General features: G+C 64.8%; 14 protein-coding genes. 8 read left to right on the top strand and 6 right to left on the bottom strand.

Annotated features, from left to right (window positions below; genetic code table 11):
* Positions 1 to 27: 27 nt before the first annotated feature.
* Positions 28 to 351 (bottom strand): 2TM domain-containing protein, encoded by a 324-nt coding sequence (locus AC3WON_RS26135; protein ID WP_010812298.1) that lies wholly within the window; start codon positions 349 to 351, stop codon positions 28 to 30.
* Positions 352 to 647: 296 nt separating this feature from the next.
* Here AC3WON_RS26135 and AC3WON_RS26130 point away from each other — a divergent pair, with 296 nt between their 5' ends.
* The 7 genes from AC3WON_RS26130 (at position 648) to AC3WON_RS26100 (ending at position 5,938) form a co-directional block, all read left to right on the top strand.
* Positions 648 to 1,382: a FadR/GntR family transcriptional regulator gene (locus tag AC3WON_RS26130; protein ID WP_316151692.1), complete on the top strand. Its 735-nt coding sequence runs from the start codon at positions 648 to 650 to the stop codon at positions 1,380 to 1,382.
* Between the two features lie 105 nt (positions 1,383 to 1,487).
* Positions 1,488 to 2,909: an amidase family protein gene (locus tag AC3WON_RS26125; RefSeq protein WP_492353042.1), complete on the top strand. Its 1,422-nt coding sequence runs from the start codon at positions 1,488 to 1,490 to the stop codon at positions 2,907 to 2,909.
* A gap of 15 nt (positions 2,910 to 2,924) precedes the next feature.
* Positions 2,925 to 3,929 (top strand): Bug family tripartite tricarboxylate transporter substrate binding protein, encoded by a 1,005-nt coding sequence (locus AC3WON_RS26120; protein ID WP_492320397.1) that lies wholly within the window; start codon positions 2,925 to 2,927, stop codon positions 3,927 to 3,929.
* Between the two features lie 263 nt (positions 3,930 to 4,192).
* Positions 4,193 to 4,600 carry a hypothetical protein gene (locus AC3WON_RS26115; protein WP_492320396.1) on the top strand — a complete coding sequence of 136 codons (408 nt, stop codon included), beginning with the start codon at positions 4,193 to 4,195 and terminating at the stop codon, positions 4,598 to 4,600.
* Positions 4,597 to 5,055 carry a DUF2846 domain-containing protein gene (locus tag AC3WON_RS26110; RefSeq protein ID WP_010812293.1) on the top strand — a complete coding sequence of 153 codons (459 nt, stop codon included), beginning with the start codon at positions 4,597 to 4,599 and terminating at the stop codon, positions 5,053 to 5,055. Before AC3WON_RS26115 ends, AC3WON_RS26110 begins: the two co-directional genes overlap by 4 nt.
* A 209-nt stretch (positions 5,056 to 5,264) precedes the next feature.
* Positions 5,265 to 5,519, top strand: a complete 255-nt coding sequence (locus tag AC3WON_RS26105) for a type II toxin-antitoxin system Phd/YefM family antitoxin (protein ID WP_078198072.1) — start codon at positions 5,265 to 5,267, stop codon at positions 5,517 to 5,519.
* A complete protein-coding gene (locus AC3WON_RS26100) occupies positions 5,516 to 5,938 on the top strand; it encodes a type II toxin-antitoxin system VapC family toxin (RefSeq protein WP_492320395.1) in 423 nt (140 codons plus the stop codon). Before AC3WON_RS26105 ends, AC3WON_RS26100 begins: the two co-directional genes overlap by 4 nt.
* Before the next feature lie 391 nt (positions 5,939 to 6,329).
* Here AC3WON_RS26100 and AC3WON_RS26095 read toward each other — a convergent pair whose 3' ends face one another.
* From AC3WON_RS26095 to AC3WON_RS26085, 3 genes are all read right to left on the bottom strand, one after another.
* Complete coding sequence (locus tag AC3WON_RS26095) at positions 6,330 to 6,518, bottom strand: DUF1484 family protein (RefSeq protein ID WP_316151686.1); 189 nt, start codon at positions 6,516 to 6,518, stop codon at positions 6,330 to 6,332.
* Between the two features lie 354 nt (positions 6,519 to 6,872).
* Positions 6,873 to 8,279 carry an amidohydrolase family protein gene (locus AC3WON_RS26090; protein ID WP_492353041.1) on the bottom strand — a complete coding sequence of 469 codons (1,407 nt, stop codon included), beginning with the start codon at positions 8,277 to 8,279 and terminating at the stop codon, positions 6,873 to 6,875.
* 3 nt (positions 8,280 to 8,282) lie between these two features.
* Positions 8,283 to 9,632: a nucleobase:cation symporter-2 family protein gene (locus AC3WON_RS26085; RefSeq protein ID WP_492353040.1), complete on the bottom strand. Its 1,350-nt coding sequence runs from the start codon at positions 9,630 to 9,632 to the stop codon at positions 8,283 to 8,285.
* A 384-nt stretch (positions 9,633 to 10,016) separates the two neighbouring features.
* On the opposite strand from AC3WON_RS26085, the gene AC3WON_RS26080 reads away from it, so the two are divergent.
* Positions 10,017 to 11,024: an AraC family transcriptional regulator gene (locus AC3WON_RS26080; protein ID WP_492320392.1), complete on the top strand. Its 1,008-nt coding sequence runs from the start codon at positions 10,017 to 10,019 to the stop codon at positions 11,022 to 11,024.
* Positions 11,025 to 11,062: 38 nt separating this feature from the next.
* Here AC3WON_RS26080 and AC3WON_RS26075 read toward each other — a convergent pair whose 3' ends face one another.
* A complete protein-coding gene (locus AC3WON_RS26075; RefSeq protein WP_492320391.1) occupies positions 11,063 to 12,253 on the bottom strand; it encodes a CaiB/BaiF CoA transferase family protein in 1,191 nt (396 codons plus the stop codon).
* Positions 12,254 to 12,382: 129 nt separating this feature from the next.
* Positions 12,383 to 13,285, bottom strand: coding sequence for a LysR family transcriptional regulator (locus AC3WON_RS26070; RefSeq protein WP_492320390.1), 903 nt, complete (start codon positions 13,283 to 13,285; stop codon positions 12,383 to 12,385).
* Positions 13,286 to 13,328: the final 43 nt, after the last annotated feature.

The following is a 13,328-nucleotide window of genomic DNA, read 5'->3' as shown; positions in this document are numbered from 1 at the left end:
CCCCCGCCCCCCCCCCGGCCGAGGGATTCACTTGCGATCCATGAATTCCTGGATCTTGCGCTGTTCCCAGTCACGCCCGCGGCGCGACAGCCGCATCCATACCAGCAACCCATGCACGGTCAGCGCCAGGCCCCAGGCCAGGGTCGTGGTCAGCGGCCATGGCCAGCCGGTGGCGGCGTAATGCGACCACCGCGGCGACGGAAAGTAGAAGAAGCGGAACCACAGCCAGCCATTGACGACAGCGTAGACCAGCAGGTGGATGTACCAGCCGCGCAGGGCGTGCACCATGCGGCGCGCGCGCCAGTAGGCCATGGCGTTGGGGTCGTCGTTGGGAGGGAAGGCGTGGTGCATGGGATACCTCGTGATCAAGATGGTTGGCTTGCGTCAGGTATAGGCCATCGCCAAGCGCCGCTCCAGGCCCATGGGCCGAATCGACGGATTTCGTTCGCCGGTGGGCGCGCGGACAGCGCGAATGTCGGCGGGTCCGACCCCTCCATGCCCCCCGACTTCTTGCTGCTCTTGACCCGTCTCGCCGGGAATACCCGCATAGGAAAAGCCCAGTCCTTCACCATAATCATAGTAATTATGATCATAAATACGAAGCGATGGATTCCAAGCCGACCCCGCAGATAGAGGGCAGCAGACGCGTGAAGCGTTCGGACCAGGTGGTCAACGATATCAAGCGCTGGATCGTGCAGACGCACCAGAAGGTCGGAGACAAGCTGCCGCAGGAAGCAGCGTTGATCGAACAGATGGGCGTCGCACGCGGGACGGTGCGTGAGGCGCTTGCCTCGCTGCAGGCGCAGGGGCTGGTCAAGGTCAGCACGGGGCCGAACGGCGGTGCCACGCTGACGCAGCCGCCTTATGAGCGATGCCTGGAGGCAGTGTCCAACTTCCTGTACTTCCAGTCGGTCGACATCGTCACGCTTTACGCCCTGCGCCGCGCGGTTGAGCCGGAGCTGGCAGCCAACGCCGCCTTGCGCCTGACCGATGCCGACATCGCCGATCTCGAAGCGCTGGTCGGGCTGAGCCACCCGGAACACGGCGGCAGCACGGACTGGAACGAGCGGCGCGAAGCCGACCTGCTGTTCCACGACCGCCTGGCCGATGCCTGCAGCAGCCCGATGCTGGCGTTGTTCTGCCGCCTGCTCAACGACATCATCCGCCGCGTCATCGTGGTGCGTAATGCGCAGGATGATTTCGACGACTTTGATGAAGAGATCTTCCACAGCCACAACGCGCTGATCGAAGCCTTCCGGTCGCGCGACCCGGAGCGTGCGCGTGCCCTGATGCAGGAGCACATGGAGCATGCCGAATCCTTGGCCCTGGAAGCCGAGTCCCGGGTGGACCGCGGGAGCTTGCTGATGAGCCCGGTCGACTGATCCCCTGACGCGCTAGCGTCCCCCTTTTTCTGCACACCCAACCGCCATCGTGGCATCCGACACGGCGGGTGGGATTCCTATTGCCTGAATCCTGGGAGCCTTGACGTGAAACCTGCTGAATTGCTTTGGCGCTGGAGCGCTGTCGATATTGCCGATGCCGTGCGGCGGCGCGAGATTTCCTGCCGCGAGGTCACGGCCAGCGTGCTGGCTCGCATCGATGCCCTTAACCCTCGCCTGAATGCGTTGCCGGAGGTGCTGGCAGAAGAGGCGCTGGCCAGCGCGGATGCCGCGGACCGCCAGGTCGCTGAGGGCGCAGAACTGGGGCCGCTCCATGGCGTGCCGGTCACGATCAAGATCAATGTCGACCAGGCAGGCCATGCCACCACCAACGGCGTGATTCCGCTGAAGCACAACATCGCGCGTGAGGATGCCCCCGTGGTCGCGCACCTGCGCAGTGCCGGGGCCATCATCGTCGGGCGCAGCAATACGGCTACCTATTCCTCGCGCTGGTTTACCGACAACGGCCTGCACGGGCGCACGCTGAACCCGTGGGATGCGGATATCACCCCCGGCGGCTCCAGCGGCGGTGCCGCGTCCGCGGTCGCTTCCGGCATGGGGGCGCTGGCGCATGGCAATGACATCGGCGGCTCCATTCGCTATCCGGCCTATGCCTGCGGTGTCGCCGGCTTGCGGCCGACGACGGGGCGGGTGCCCGCGTACAACCCGTCGGCCACTGCCGAGCGCAGCATCACGCCACAACTCATGTCCGTGCAAGGGCCGCTTGCGCGCAGCATTGCCGACCTGCGGCTCGGCTACCACGCCATGGCCCGTTATGACGGGCGCGACCCAGCCTGGGTGCCGGTGCCGCTGGAACTGCCGCTGCCGCCGGGACCGATCCGCGTGGCGCTGTTCCGGCGTTGTCCGGGCATTCCCGTCGATCCCGCGGTCAGCGCAGCGCTGGACAGTGCCGCGCAATGGCTGCAGCAAGCGGGCTACGCCGTCGAGGAAGCCAGCCTGCCTGATTTCATGGAAGCGGCAGCGCTGTGGCGCACGCTGACGGTCGACGACAGCCGCCGCAACATCATCGCGGGCGTTGACCAGCATGGCGACGAGGCCATGCGGCAAAGCCAGCGCAACATGCTGGACGGGATGCAGGAAACCGACCGCGATGGTTTTCTGGATGCCCTGGCACGGCGCCAGGCGATTGCACGAAGCTGGTCGGTGTTCATGCAAACCTATCCGCTGGTGCTGATGCCGGTGTCGTGGCAGCGCCCGAGCGTGCAAGACGCGGATATCCGCACGCCAGAAGAGAACCGGGCCTTGCTGGACGCACAGAGCCCCATGCTGGCAACAGCGATGCTCGGCATGCCGGGGCTGTCCGTGCCGACGGGCATGGCCGGCGGCGTTCCGGTCGGCGTGCAGCTGATGGCATGGCGCTTCCGCGAAGACCTGTTGCTGCGCGCCGGCCAGGCGATTGAAGACGCGGCGCGTTTTACCCCTTACACCGACGTGCAAACCGGCATCTAGACCCAGGAGCTTCCCATGAACGAACGCAAACCTGCTTACGCCCCACGGCTGTCGCGCCGCGCCATGCTGGCCGGAACCGCCGCCGCCCTGTGTACCGGTGGCCTGCTCTCCAGGGCCGCATGGGGGCAGTCTGTATCGCGCATCATCGTGCCGTTTCCGCCGGGCGGGCCGGCCGACTACATGGGCCGCCTGCTGTCCGAGAAGCTGAAAGACGCCATGGGCCGCACCGTCATCGTCGACAACCGGCCCGGTGCCGGGACGCGCGTGGCGGCCGAAGGGCTGAAGAACGCCCCGGCCGACGGCACCACCGTGCTGCTGGCCCCCGTCGATCCGATGTTCATCGGGCCGCTGATCTACAGCAATATGCGTTTCAATCCCGCCACCGACTTCACGGCGATCACCGATGTGACGGGCGTCCAGTTCGGCATTGCAGTCAGCGCCAGCTCACCCATCAAGACACTGGCCGACTTCGTCAAGGCCGCCAGGGCCAAGCCGGCTGACTATTCGATCGGCATCAGCACGGTTGGCACGCTGCTGCATTTCCTTGCCGTGGAGTTCGTCAGCCAGTCCCGCGCCGGCAGTACGCTGGTACCGTATCGCGGTGGCGCGGCGATGGCAACGGAAATGATGGGCAACCAGATCGCGGCAGGCATGGACGCCATCACGACTTTTACCGAACTGCATCGCGGCGGCAAGCTCCGCGTGCTGGCCGTGGCAGGGGAAAAGCGCGCCGATGCCTTGCCGGATGTGCCTACGTTTGCGGAGTCTGGCTTTCCCAACCTTGTGACCTCGTCGCGCTACCTGCTTTATGTCCGCGCCAACACGCCGCCCGACGTGACCGCGCAGTGGTATCAGGCCGTGCGCAAGGTGCTGGCCATGCCGGACGTGCGCGAGAAGCTGGCGCGCGCTGGCTATGACATCTTGCCGGGCGGCACTTCTGATGAGGTTGCCAGGTATGCGAGCGCGCTTTCGGCACGGTGGACGCCGGTGATCAAGGCGTCGGGTTTCAAGGGGGATTGAGAGGAATTTCGTAGCCGCAGCCAAACTCGGCTGGAGACGATTTCCATTTGTGCCAGCTAGCTGGGGAATTCCTGCGGCACCCTCCTCCTGTAGGGTGCCGCTTTGTATTAAGCATGTCTGTCCCAGTGTCGTAATTAGCCTCAGAAGACAACCTGGGCGGCGCCAAGGGAAAGTGCCAATGGCGCCGCATCGTGCCGACTGGCGCAATTGCTGTGGGGCGCAGCCGCTCAGGCTGTGAGCCATACACCCGAGCGTATCCAGCCATGACCTCCTCCTCTTTCCGCGCCCGCCGCCTGTGGCTCGCCACAGGCGTTAGCCTGGCACTCTCCGCCTGCGCCCCGATGATCGCGACCACCCCGGCAACAGTGGAGCTCATGCAGCCAGCTGCCACGGCCAAGCGCGTCCAGCTTCTGGCGCCGGCGCAGGTCAAGCTCGACACCGGCTATTCCCGAGACCTCGCTGCCAAGTCGACCTGGTCGCAGGTCGGGCGCCTCCCGCAAGGCGATGTCTACCGCCCCGTCGGCACCATTCTCACAATCGAGGGCCGCCACGTTCATGAGGCCTACCTGGTCGTCCGCAACAAGACGCTGGTGGGCTTCTATCTGCCTGGGGAGCAGAACTACTCCCCGCTAACGACAGCAGTACCTTTGAACTTGGGAGAATCGGAATGAAACGGGTTGCGCGCATGCTGATCGCCGGACTGGCGGTGTCATCGCTGCTGGCGGGATGCGCTTCGGGCGTGAAGCACGCCGAGATGGCGGCTTCGATGCCCACGCTGAAGCCGGGCGAGGGTCGGATTTATTTCCTGCGTTCGGCGTCGATGTTCGGGGCGGCTATCCAGCCGGATATTCGCCTGAATAGCCAGGTCGTTGGCGAATCCAAGCCCGGCGGTTTCTTCTTCGTGGACCGCACGGCCGGCAAGTATGTCGCGGCGGCCTCGACCGAAACCGAGAAGACGCTCAGCTTCGTGCTGGATGCCGGCGAAACCAAGTACGTGCGCAGCTCCCCGTCGCTGGGGCTGATGGTGGGCCGCGTGGTGCTGGAGCTGGAAACGCCGGAGAAGGCGAAGGAGGAACTGGCTTCGCTGAGCTACACCGGGGACCAGGTGAAGACTGCGGCGAAGTAAGTGGATTGACTCAGCCGCGTTGCGGGCTGAGTCGCGTTGACGACGCCGGTGCGTCGTCAATTGACCCATCGGAATTCCGCATGGCTTGCAGCTCAGCGCGGGCATATCAACGTAGGCAAGGCACCTCCTCGTGATCTTGGCAAAGCAGGGTTGCGTCGTCCTTTTCATTGTAGTAACGTAACTACATTGAAGTGGGCGGGAGTGCCATCATGACGATCACAACCCTATCGAGCCGAGAACTCAATCAGGACGTGACAAGAGCCAAGAAGGCGACGAAGGACGGTCCGGTCTTCATTACGGACCGCGGCAAACCGGCGCATGTGCTGTTGAGCTTCGAGGAATATCAGAGGCTCACCCAGCAGCGCCGCAACATTGCAGACGCACTCGCGATGCCCGGCGTTGAGGACATCGAGTTCAATCCGCCACGTGCCAACATCAAATTCCGGCCCGCTGATCTCACATGATGTTCGTACTCGATACCAATGTCGTTTCCGAACTGCGCAAGGTCCGAGCCGGTAAGGCTGATGCAAACGTTGCAGCCTGGTCTGCCAGCGTTGATGCAGCTTGGCTCTTTGTGTCGGCGGTCACCATCATGGAACTGGAAACCGGTGTCTTGCAAATCGAGCGGCGGGATGCCCGCCAGGGTGCGCTGCTGCGGGCGTGGCTGGACCACCATGTATTGCCCGAATTCGCAGGCCGCGTTTTGCCCATTGATACCGCCGTGGCCCTGCGTTGCGCTCGGTTGCACGTACCAGACCGGCAATCGGAGCGGGATGCGTTGATTGCCGCCACAGCAATCGTGCACGGTATGACCGTCGTTACACGAAATGTCGCCGACTTCATGGCAACTGGCGTCAGCATCCTGAACCCTTGGGAGGCCTGATCGTAATTCGCCGTCGTTTCCCAGTTGCCGAAACTATAGAAGTTCTCGCCCCTGAGTCGGCAGCCGGCGGTGAAGGCGCTTTTCGCGCGCATCGCTTCTTATGCCGTAATGCCTTCGCCACTGCCCTGTGACTCGACCTTAGACGCCCACCCGGATTTCGCCGCGCGTAGCACGACACCCAACCGCAGTGCCGCAGCCCGAAAACCACACCCCAATCCCACAAACCGCTAGCCCCCGCCAATCGGCCATGAGCCTATTTTTATGGGTTGAAGTGTACTGAGTTGGCGCGCTCCCACGCTCTGCGATTGGTGCATACGCTGCGAGCCGACACCAGGGGTGGGAGAGGCTTCCCGACTTCACTGTCAGCGCCTTTGCCGGGAAGCCATCCCCGTTAAGACGCAGGCAGCTCATCCGCCAACACACTCTCCAGCTGCGCTTTCACCAGCCCCAACAAGCAAAATGCACTAAAGCAGCCCTCGAATTGCACACTTTGCTGTTCCAGCAGGGTAAGCACACCATCCATACCAGCCGAGACTGACTGAAGGCTGTACCGCGCCGTGGATAGATCGATTTCCGACATAGGACCTCCTATCGTTGAGTGAAGGTCCGCCGCACGACGTTAGGGGAGGGCGGCGGGCCTGACGACGAGGGTGGAAAACCGGTGCCAAAGCCAATGCCGGTCAGCCTTGCGGCTACCTCGCCCGGCCCGCCATAGCAGGATGGCTTGCTCGTATGGGCGGGACCGATCGTCAAGTACGACCGGTCCGGCTTTGGCATTCGAGTTTCCACACTCGGTCACCGTTGTTCGATGACAGCCCCAGTCTCTCGCGTCGCGGCGCTCGACTCGATAAGACACTTCGCATTCCCACACGGACGCCGCATCCTGCCCGACCCCCGCCCGCCCGCAAATAGCCAAACGCCTAAACCACCCTCCTCAATCCACCAGCGTCGCCAATGCCTCCCGCGCCTCCCGGCGCAACTTCTCCAGATCCAATCCGACGATCATCCCATCGCGCACTACCTGACGCCCGCGCACCAGCACATCCCGCACCGGCGTAGGCTCGCCTGCCGCCACTGGTGCCGTGCCGATGTCATGGAAGCCATGGAACCGCAGCCCGCTGACGTCATAGATCGCCAGGTCGGCAGACTGCCCTGGCGCGAGCGTGCCGATTCCCGGCAGCCCCAGCACCTGCGCACCGCCTGCGGTGCCCCAATGGATGACTTCTTCCACGCGGGTTTGCGCGGCCCCGCCCAGCGCCCGGTGCACCAGCCACGCGAAGTTGGCTTCATGCACCATGCTGCCCGACTCGTTGGATGCCACCCCATCCACGCCCAGTGAGATCGGCACGCCCGCATCGGCGATCGCGCGCACTGGCGCAATACCGCTGCCGAGCCGCGCATTGCTGACAGGGCAGTGCGCCATGCCGGTGTTGGTCACGGCGAGCATGCGGATCTCTTCGGGATTCACGGTGACCAGGTGCGCGAACCAGACGTCAGGCCCCAGCCAGTCGTGGTCGGCCACGAACTGCACCGGCGTGCACTGGTACTTCTCTCGGCAGAACTTCACGTAGTTGTCGGTCTCGGACAGGTGCGAATGCAGCCGCAGGTCCATGCCGCGACCGAAGGCGGCCAGCTCGCGCAGCAGGGCGGGCGGCAGGGAGAAGGTCGGCGTAGTCGGCGCGACCACCACGCGGCGCAGGCCATCTGCTGAGGCATCGTGGTAGCGGGCCTTGAGCCGTTCGATATCGGCAAGCATCTCGTCCAGCGTCTCCGGCACCAGTGCAGTCGCGCGCATGCCGGGGTGATCTGAGGCTGACTGGATGGCGCCGCCGCGGCACAGCACCAGGCGCATGCCAAGCTCCTCCGCTACCTCGAACAGCACGTCGCCGGTCTCCGCCCCATGGCCGTGGTGATACAGGTAGTGGTGATCGGCGCAGGTGGTGGTGCCGGACAGCAGCAGTTCGGCCATGCCCAGTCGCACGGCGGTACGAAAGATCTCCGGCGTGAAGCGCGCCAGGCGCGGGTAGGCGACGGAGGCCAGCCATTGTTCCAGCCCCACGTTCATGCCGCTGGGCACGGCCTTGAGCAGGTTCTGGAACAGGTGGTGGTGGGTGTTGACCCAGCCCGGGTAGACCACGCAACCGGTGGCGTCCAGCACAGCCTCGCCGTCGTGGCGCGGCAGGGCTGCACCGATCTCGGCGATGCGGCCGTCGCAGATGCGGATGTCGGCGGCGCCCGCTCGCGCGGCATTGCCGGTGCGGCCGGTCATCACGGCGGCGGCGTTGCGGATCAGCAGGTCGCCGGCGGGCGCGGCGCTGGTGGTGTTGGTGTTCTGCACCATGTTTCAGACCCCTTGGACGTTGTCGGCACTGGCGGGCAGCTCGTCGGCTTCACGGGCGGGCACGCCATTGAGAATCAGGTTGAGCAGCACGGAGACCACGCAGGCGATGATCACGCTGCTGTGGACAAAGGGCTGCAGGAAGCCGGGCAGCTTCTCCAGCATGCCGGGCAGCATCACGGGCATCATCGCGCAGCCGAGCGTGATGGAGACGATGGAGAGGTTGTTGGGATTGCGGTCGTATTCGACCTCTCCCAGCGTCTTGATGCCGGCGGCCACGACTACGCCGAACATGACCATGGTTGCACCGCCCAGCGCCGCGGCCGGGATCGAGGCAAACAGCGCGCCGATCTTGGGCACCAGCGCCACGGCGCACAGCATCGCGCCGCAGGTGGCCACTACCCAGCGGCTGCGCACGCCGGTGACGATGACCAGGCCCACGTTCTCCATGAAGGCGATATACGGGAACGCCGCGAACATGCCGCCGATGGCGCTGGCCAGGCCGTTGGCACGCAGGCCGCGGGTGGCATCGCGCTCGGTCAGGGGGCGCTTGACGATATCGCCGACGGCGATGAACAGGCCCATCGATTCCACCATCTGCACCACCATCACGATCACCATGGTGGTGATGGCGCCCACGTTGAAGGTGGGCATGCCGAAGGCGAACGGCGTCACCATGGTGAACCACGGCGCGCGCGCGACTTCATCGAAGCTGCCCATGCCCAGCATCCACGCCACCGCGCCGCCGACCAGCAGGCCGATCACCACGGACAGGTTTCGGATCAGCTCGCCGCCGTGCCGGTTGATAAACAGGATCAGTGCCACTACGCCGAAGGCAACGATGAAAAAGATGGGAGCGCCGAAATCCGACGCGCCCCTTCCGCCTCCAAACCAGTGAAACGAAACCGGGAACAGCGACAGGCCCACCGCGGTGATGGTGCAACCGCTGACAACCGGCGGGAAGAAGCGCTTGAGCTTGCCAATGATCGGCGCAAGGAACATCGCGATCACGCCCGCGGCGATGATGGCGCCGCAGACGCCGTTGAAGCCCAGCGACGGATCGGTGCCGATGGCGATGACGGGGCCCACGGAGCTGAACGCCACGCCCTGCATCAGCGGCAGGCGCACGCCGAACTTCCAGAAGCCGACGGTCTGCAGCAGGGTGGCGATGCCGGAGGTGAACAGCGCGGTGCTGATCAGCATGGTGGTCTGCGCCGGCGTCATCTTGAGCGCGCCGGCCACGATCATCGGCACCGCGATGGCACCGAGATAACTGACCAGCATGTGCTGGAAGCCGAGCGTCGTCATGGCGCGTGCCGGCAGGACCTGGTCGACGGGGTGAACCGCTGCTTGCATGATGTTGTCTCCTGCCGCGTGCTGGGGGAAAGTGCGCCATGCCGGCGGCGGCTGGCCCGGTCTGTTGGTTGCCGGGCTCGGTCCGTCACGGTGCCATGCGCGGCGCATGGCCGACGCATGCCTTGCACAGTAGTGATGCGTGGCAGGCCGTCATAGCGTTATTGCGAAGACACTGGCACCGGGCCGCAATCGCGCTTGCAAAATGCGCGCCCGGGGCATCAGGGGTTTCCCTTGGGTTGCGTGAGGGCGGGGGTGGCCATAGGATGGATGCGCTTGCCACGGCCGCTGGTTTGCTCCCCTCTCCCGCGCGCGGGAGAGGGGAGAACGCCGCCGGATGTTGATGCGTCGGTCGCGGTTGATCCGTTCACTTCTTTCTCCAACGCCATGTCACCCACCGCAGGATGGTTAGCTGCAGCCTCCCGCTCGCCAGTCAGCCGCGGCGGTGACCTCGACCGCATCCAGTCGCTGTCCGGCCGCGTGTTCGGCCCTACGCGGCTGCGCGCGACCGAGGCCGATGCGGCGCTCGATGCCCGTATCGACACCAGCACCATCGGCCGGCTGACGCTGGTCACCATTGCCTATAACCAGGCAGTGCAGATCGAGCCGCAGCCCAACAAGGATGAGTTCGTGATCCAGACCGTGCTGGCGGGTACGTGCCGCGTGGAGACCCCGCGCGGTGCGATGCTGATGCCGCCGGGGGCGACCTTTGTGTTTTCGCCCACCGTGCCGGCCACGTTGTCGCTGGATCCGGGCTGCGAGCGCTTCAGCGTGGTGATCCGCCGGCAGCTGATCGACGAGGCGTTCCGCCAGCAGTTCAGCTTCGAGCCGCCGGTGCCGATTGAATTCGACATGCAGCCGGTGGCGGACGATGGCCGTGCCGCGCGCTGGCAGGCGCTGGTGAGCTACCTGCGCGCGGAAACGCGGGTGCGGCGCGAAGGCAGCGGCGTGCCGGCGGTGGATGGCAGCATCGAGCGCATCGTGCTGTCGACACTGCTGCTGGACCGCTTTGCCGCGGATGGCAATATGCTGCCGCGCCGGTTCGAGGCTGTGCTGCCTGACTATGTGCGCAATGCCATCGCCCACCTGCGCGCCAATCTTGACCAGCCGCTGACGCTGGAGCAGATCGCCGCGCATTGCGGCGTATCGGCACGCACCTTGCAGCTGGGTTTTCGCAAGAGCAAGAACACCACGCCGATGGAGTACCTGCGTCTGCTGCGCCTGCATGGGGCGCGCGCCGATCTGCAACGGGCACGGCAAGAGAAGGGGATGGTCAGCGCGATTGCGCTGCGGCACGGCTTTACCCACCTGAGCCTGTTCTCGCGCGAGTACCGGCGCCAGTTTGGCGAGCTGCCGTCACAGACCTTGCGGGCGGCAGCGCAGCAGGGGGGCTGACGGCGAGCCAGGCCCCTGTTGCTCAGGACCTTCAGCACTCAGATCGTGCCCGCGGCCGCCAGGGCTTCGATCTCTGCCTCGTTCATGCCGAGCGACTTCAGGACAGAAGCAGAGTGCTCGCCGACTGCCGGCACATTCCCCATGGCAGCCGGTACGCCCGACAGCGTTGCCGGCGGCAGGAGTGCCTGGATGGCGCCACCCGGCGTCTGGACTTCCCGCCAGCGATTGCGTGCGGCAAATTGCGCGTGCTGCCACACATCATGCATGTCGTTCAGGGGCGAGTTGGCAATACCCCCGCGATCGAGACGCTTGACCAGCTGCTCCCGGGTCATGGAGCGGAGATGACTGGCGATCTCCTGGTCCAGCGCAGCGCGATTGGCGACGCGTTGGAGATTGGAGTTGAAGCGGGCATCCGCCGCCAGGGCCGGGTCCTCCAGCACCTCGGTGCAGAAGCGCTGCCATTCCCGTTCATTCTGCAGCCCGAAGATGACGCTGGCCCCATCGCCGGTCTGGTACTGGCCATAGGGGGCGATACCCGGATGCGCAACACCGTTGCGTGCGGGCGGCGTGCCGCCATAGTGAGCGAAGTTCAGCGGATATGACATCCATTCGCTCAACGCCTCGAGCATGGTGACTTCAACCCTGAGGCCGGCGCCAGTCCGTGCGCGCTGCAGCAAGGCGGACAGGATGCCGGTATAGGCGTACATGCCAGCGGCAATATCCGCGATGGAAATGCCGGTGCGCGACGGCGCAGGGTCCGTACCGGTTACCGAAATCAGCCCTGCAGCGGCCTGGATCAAGAGGTCATAGGCCTTCTTGTTGCGGTATGGCCCGCTGTCGCCATACCCCGAGATATCGCAAACGATCAGCTCAGGATAGTCGGCATGCAATGACTCGAAGTCCAGCCCCATGCGTTGGGCGGCGCCTGGCGCCAGGTTCTGGATGAATACGTCCGTTTCGGCGAGCAGCTTGTGCACGATCGTCTTGGCCTCGGGCTTCTTGAGATCCAGTGTAAGGCTTTCCTTGCCGCGATTTGCCCAGACAAAGAACGACGACTGGCCGTGCACGGAATGATCATAGTCGCGGGCGAAATCGCCAACGACCGGGCGTTCCACCTTGATGACGCGGGCGCCGAGATCGGCGAGCTGGCGGCTGGCAAAGGGCGCCGCTACAGCGTGCTCGAGCGCCAGAACGGTGATGCCATCAAGGGGGCGTAGGCTGGGTTTCATGGAGGGGAGTGAAGAGACCTGGCGGCACATGGGCCGGACGACAAAGTATAGGAACGGTCCTCTTCCCCCGAACAGTCGAGAATTCCTAAGGCGGCTTCGAAGTCTTCGAAACCGGCCGCATGCTTAGCCTTACGGTGCAGCGTCCGGTGCGCCCCATTCAGCGACATAGCGGATAAAGTCGCGCGTATAGGCCGGGAGCGCCTTCTGGCTCCGCACGACGATCCGCTGCTCGCGCCGGGCCCACGGCTCGTCCAGGGCCACCCCTTCCACCACCCCTTGCTCGATCAGGGGACCCGCTACCGAACGTGGCACGAGCGAAATGCCGGCGCCTTCCTGTACGCAACGCATGGCCGCGGCAAAGTCGGGTGCATGCACGCGAACGCGTGGCTTGATGCCGGCACGCGCTGCCATGTCATTGAGGAAGAGGAAATTGCTGCTCTTGCTGCCGACGGATACCAGGTCGTACACCAACGCCTGTGCAAGGGACATCTTGTCGAGCAACCCGGACGGGTGGCGTGCCGGAACCACGAACATCAGCTCATCGACGCCATATCGAATGAATTCCAGGCCCCGCATGTCGATCGCGCCGGCCACCAGTCCGACGTCCGCACGGTCTTCGATCACTGCCCGCACGCTGTCCTCGCTGAGGTGCTCCTCCAGGTCGACATTGACATTCGGGTACGCCGCCAGGAACCGGCTAAGCGCGGCGGGCAGGCTGGCCATGGTGCTGCTGTTCGCGTAGACGCGGATATGCCCTTCAATACCGTCGGTATGGCGCCGCATCTCCGACTGCAGGCGTTCGACGTTCTCCATGATCGCCTCGGCGTAGCGCAGTACCGTATCGCCCGCCGGCGTCAGGGCCATGCCCTTCTGTGTCCTGTTGAACAACGGAACGCCCATTGCCTGTTCGAGGTTCTTGAGGCGGTAGCTGGCCGAAGGCGCCGTCAAATGCATATCTGACGCTCCTGCCGTCACACTCTTGGCCTGCGCAATGGCGAGGAATACTCGCAGATCGGTGAGTTCGAAACGCACGCTTGTCTCCGTTGCTTGCCCGACAGTTCCCGGGGGTGTTTAG

This window comes from Cupriavidus sp. FW305-46 (genome assembly GCF_058787075.1).
This window is presented reverse-complemented; position numbering and strand designations above follow the sequence as displayed.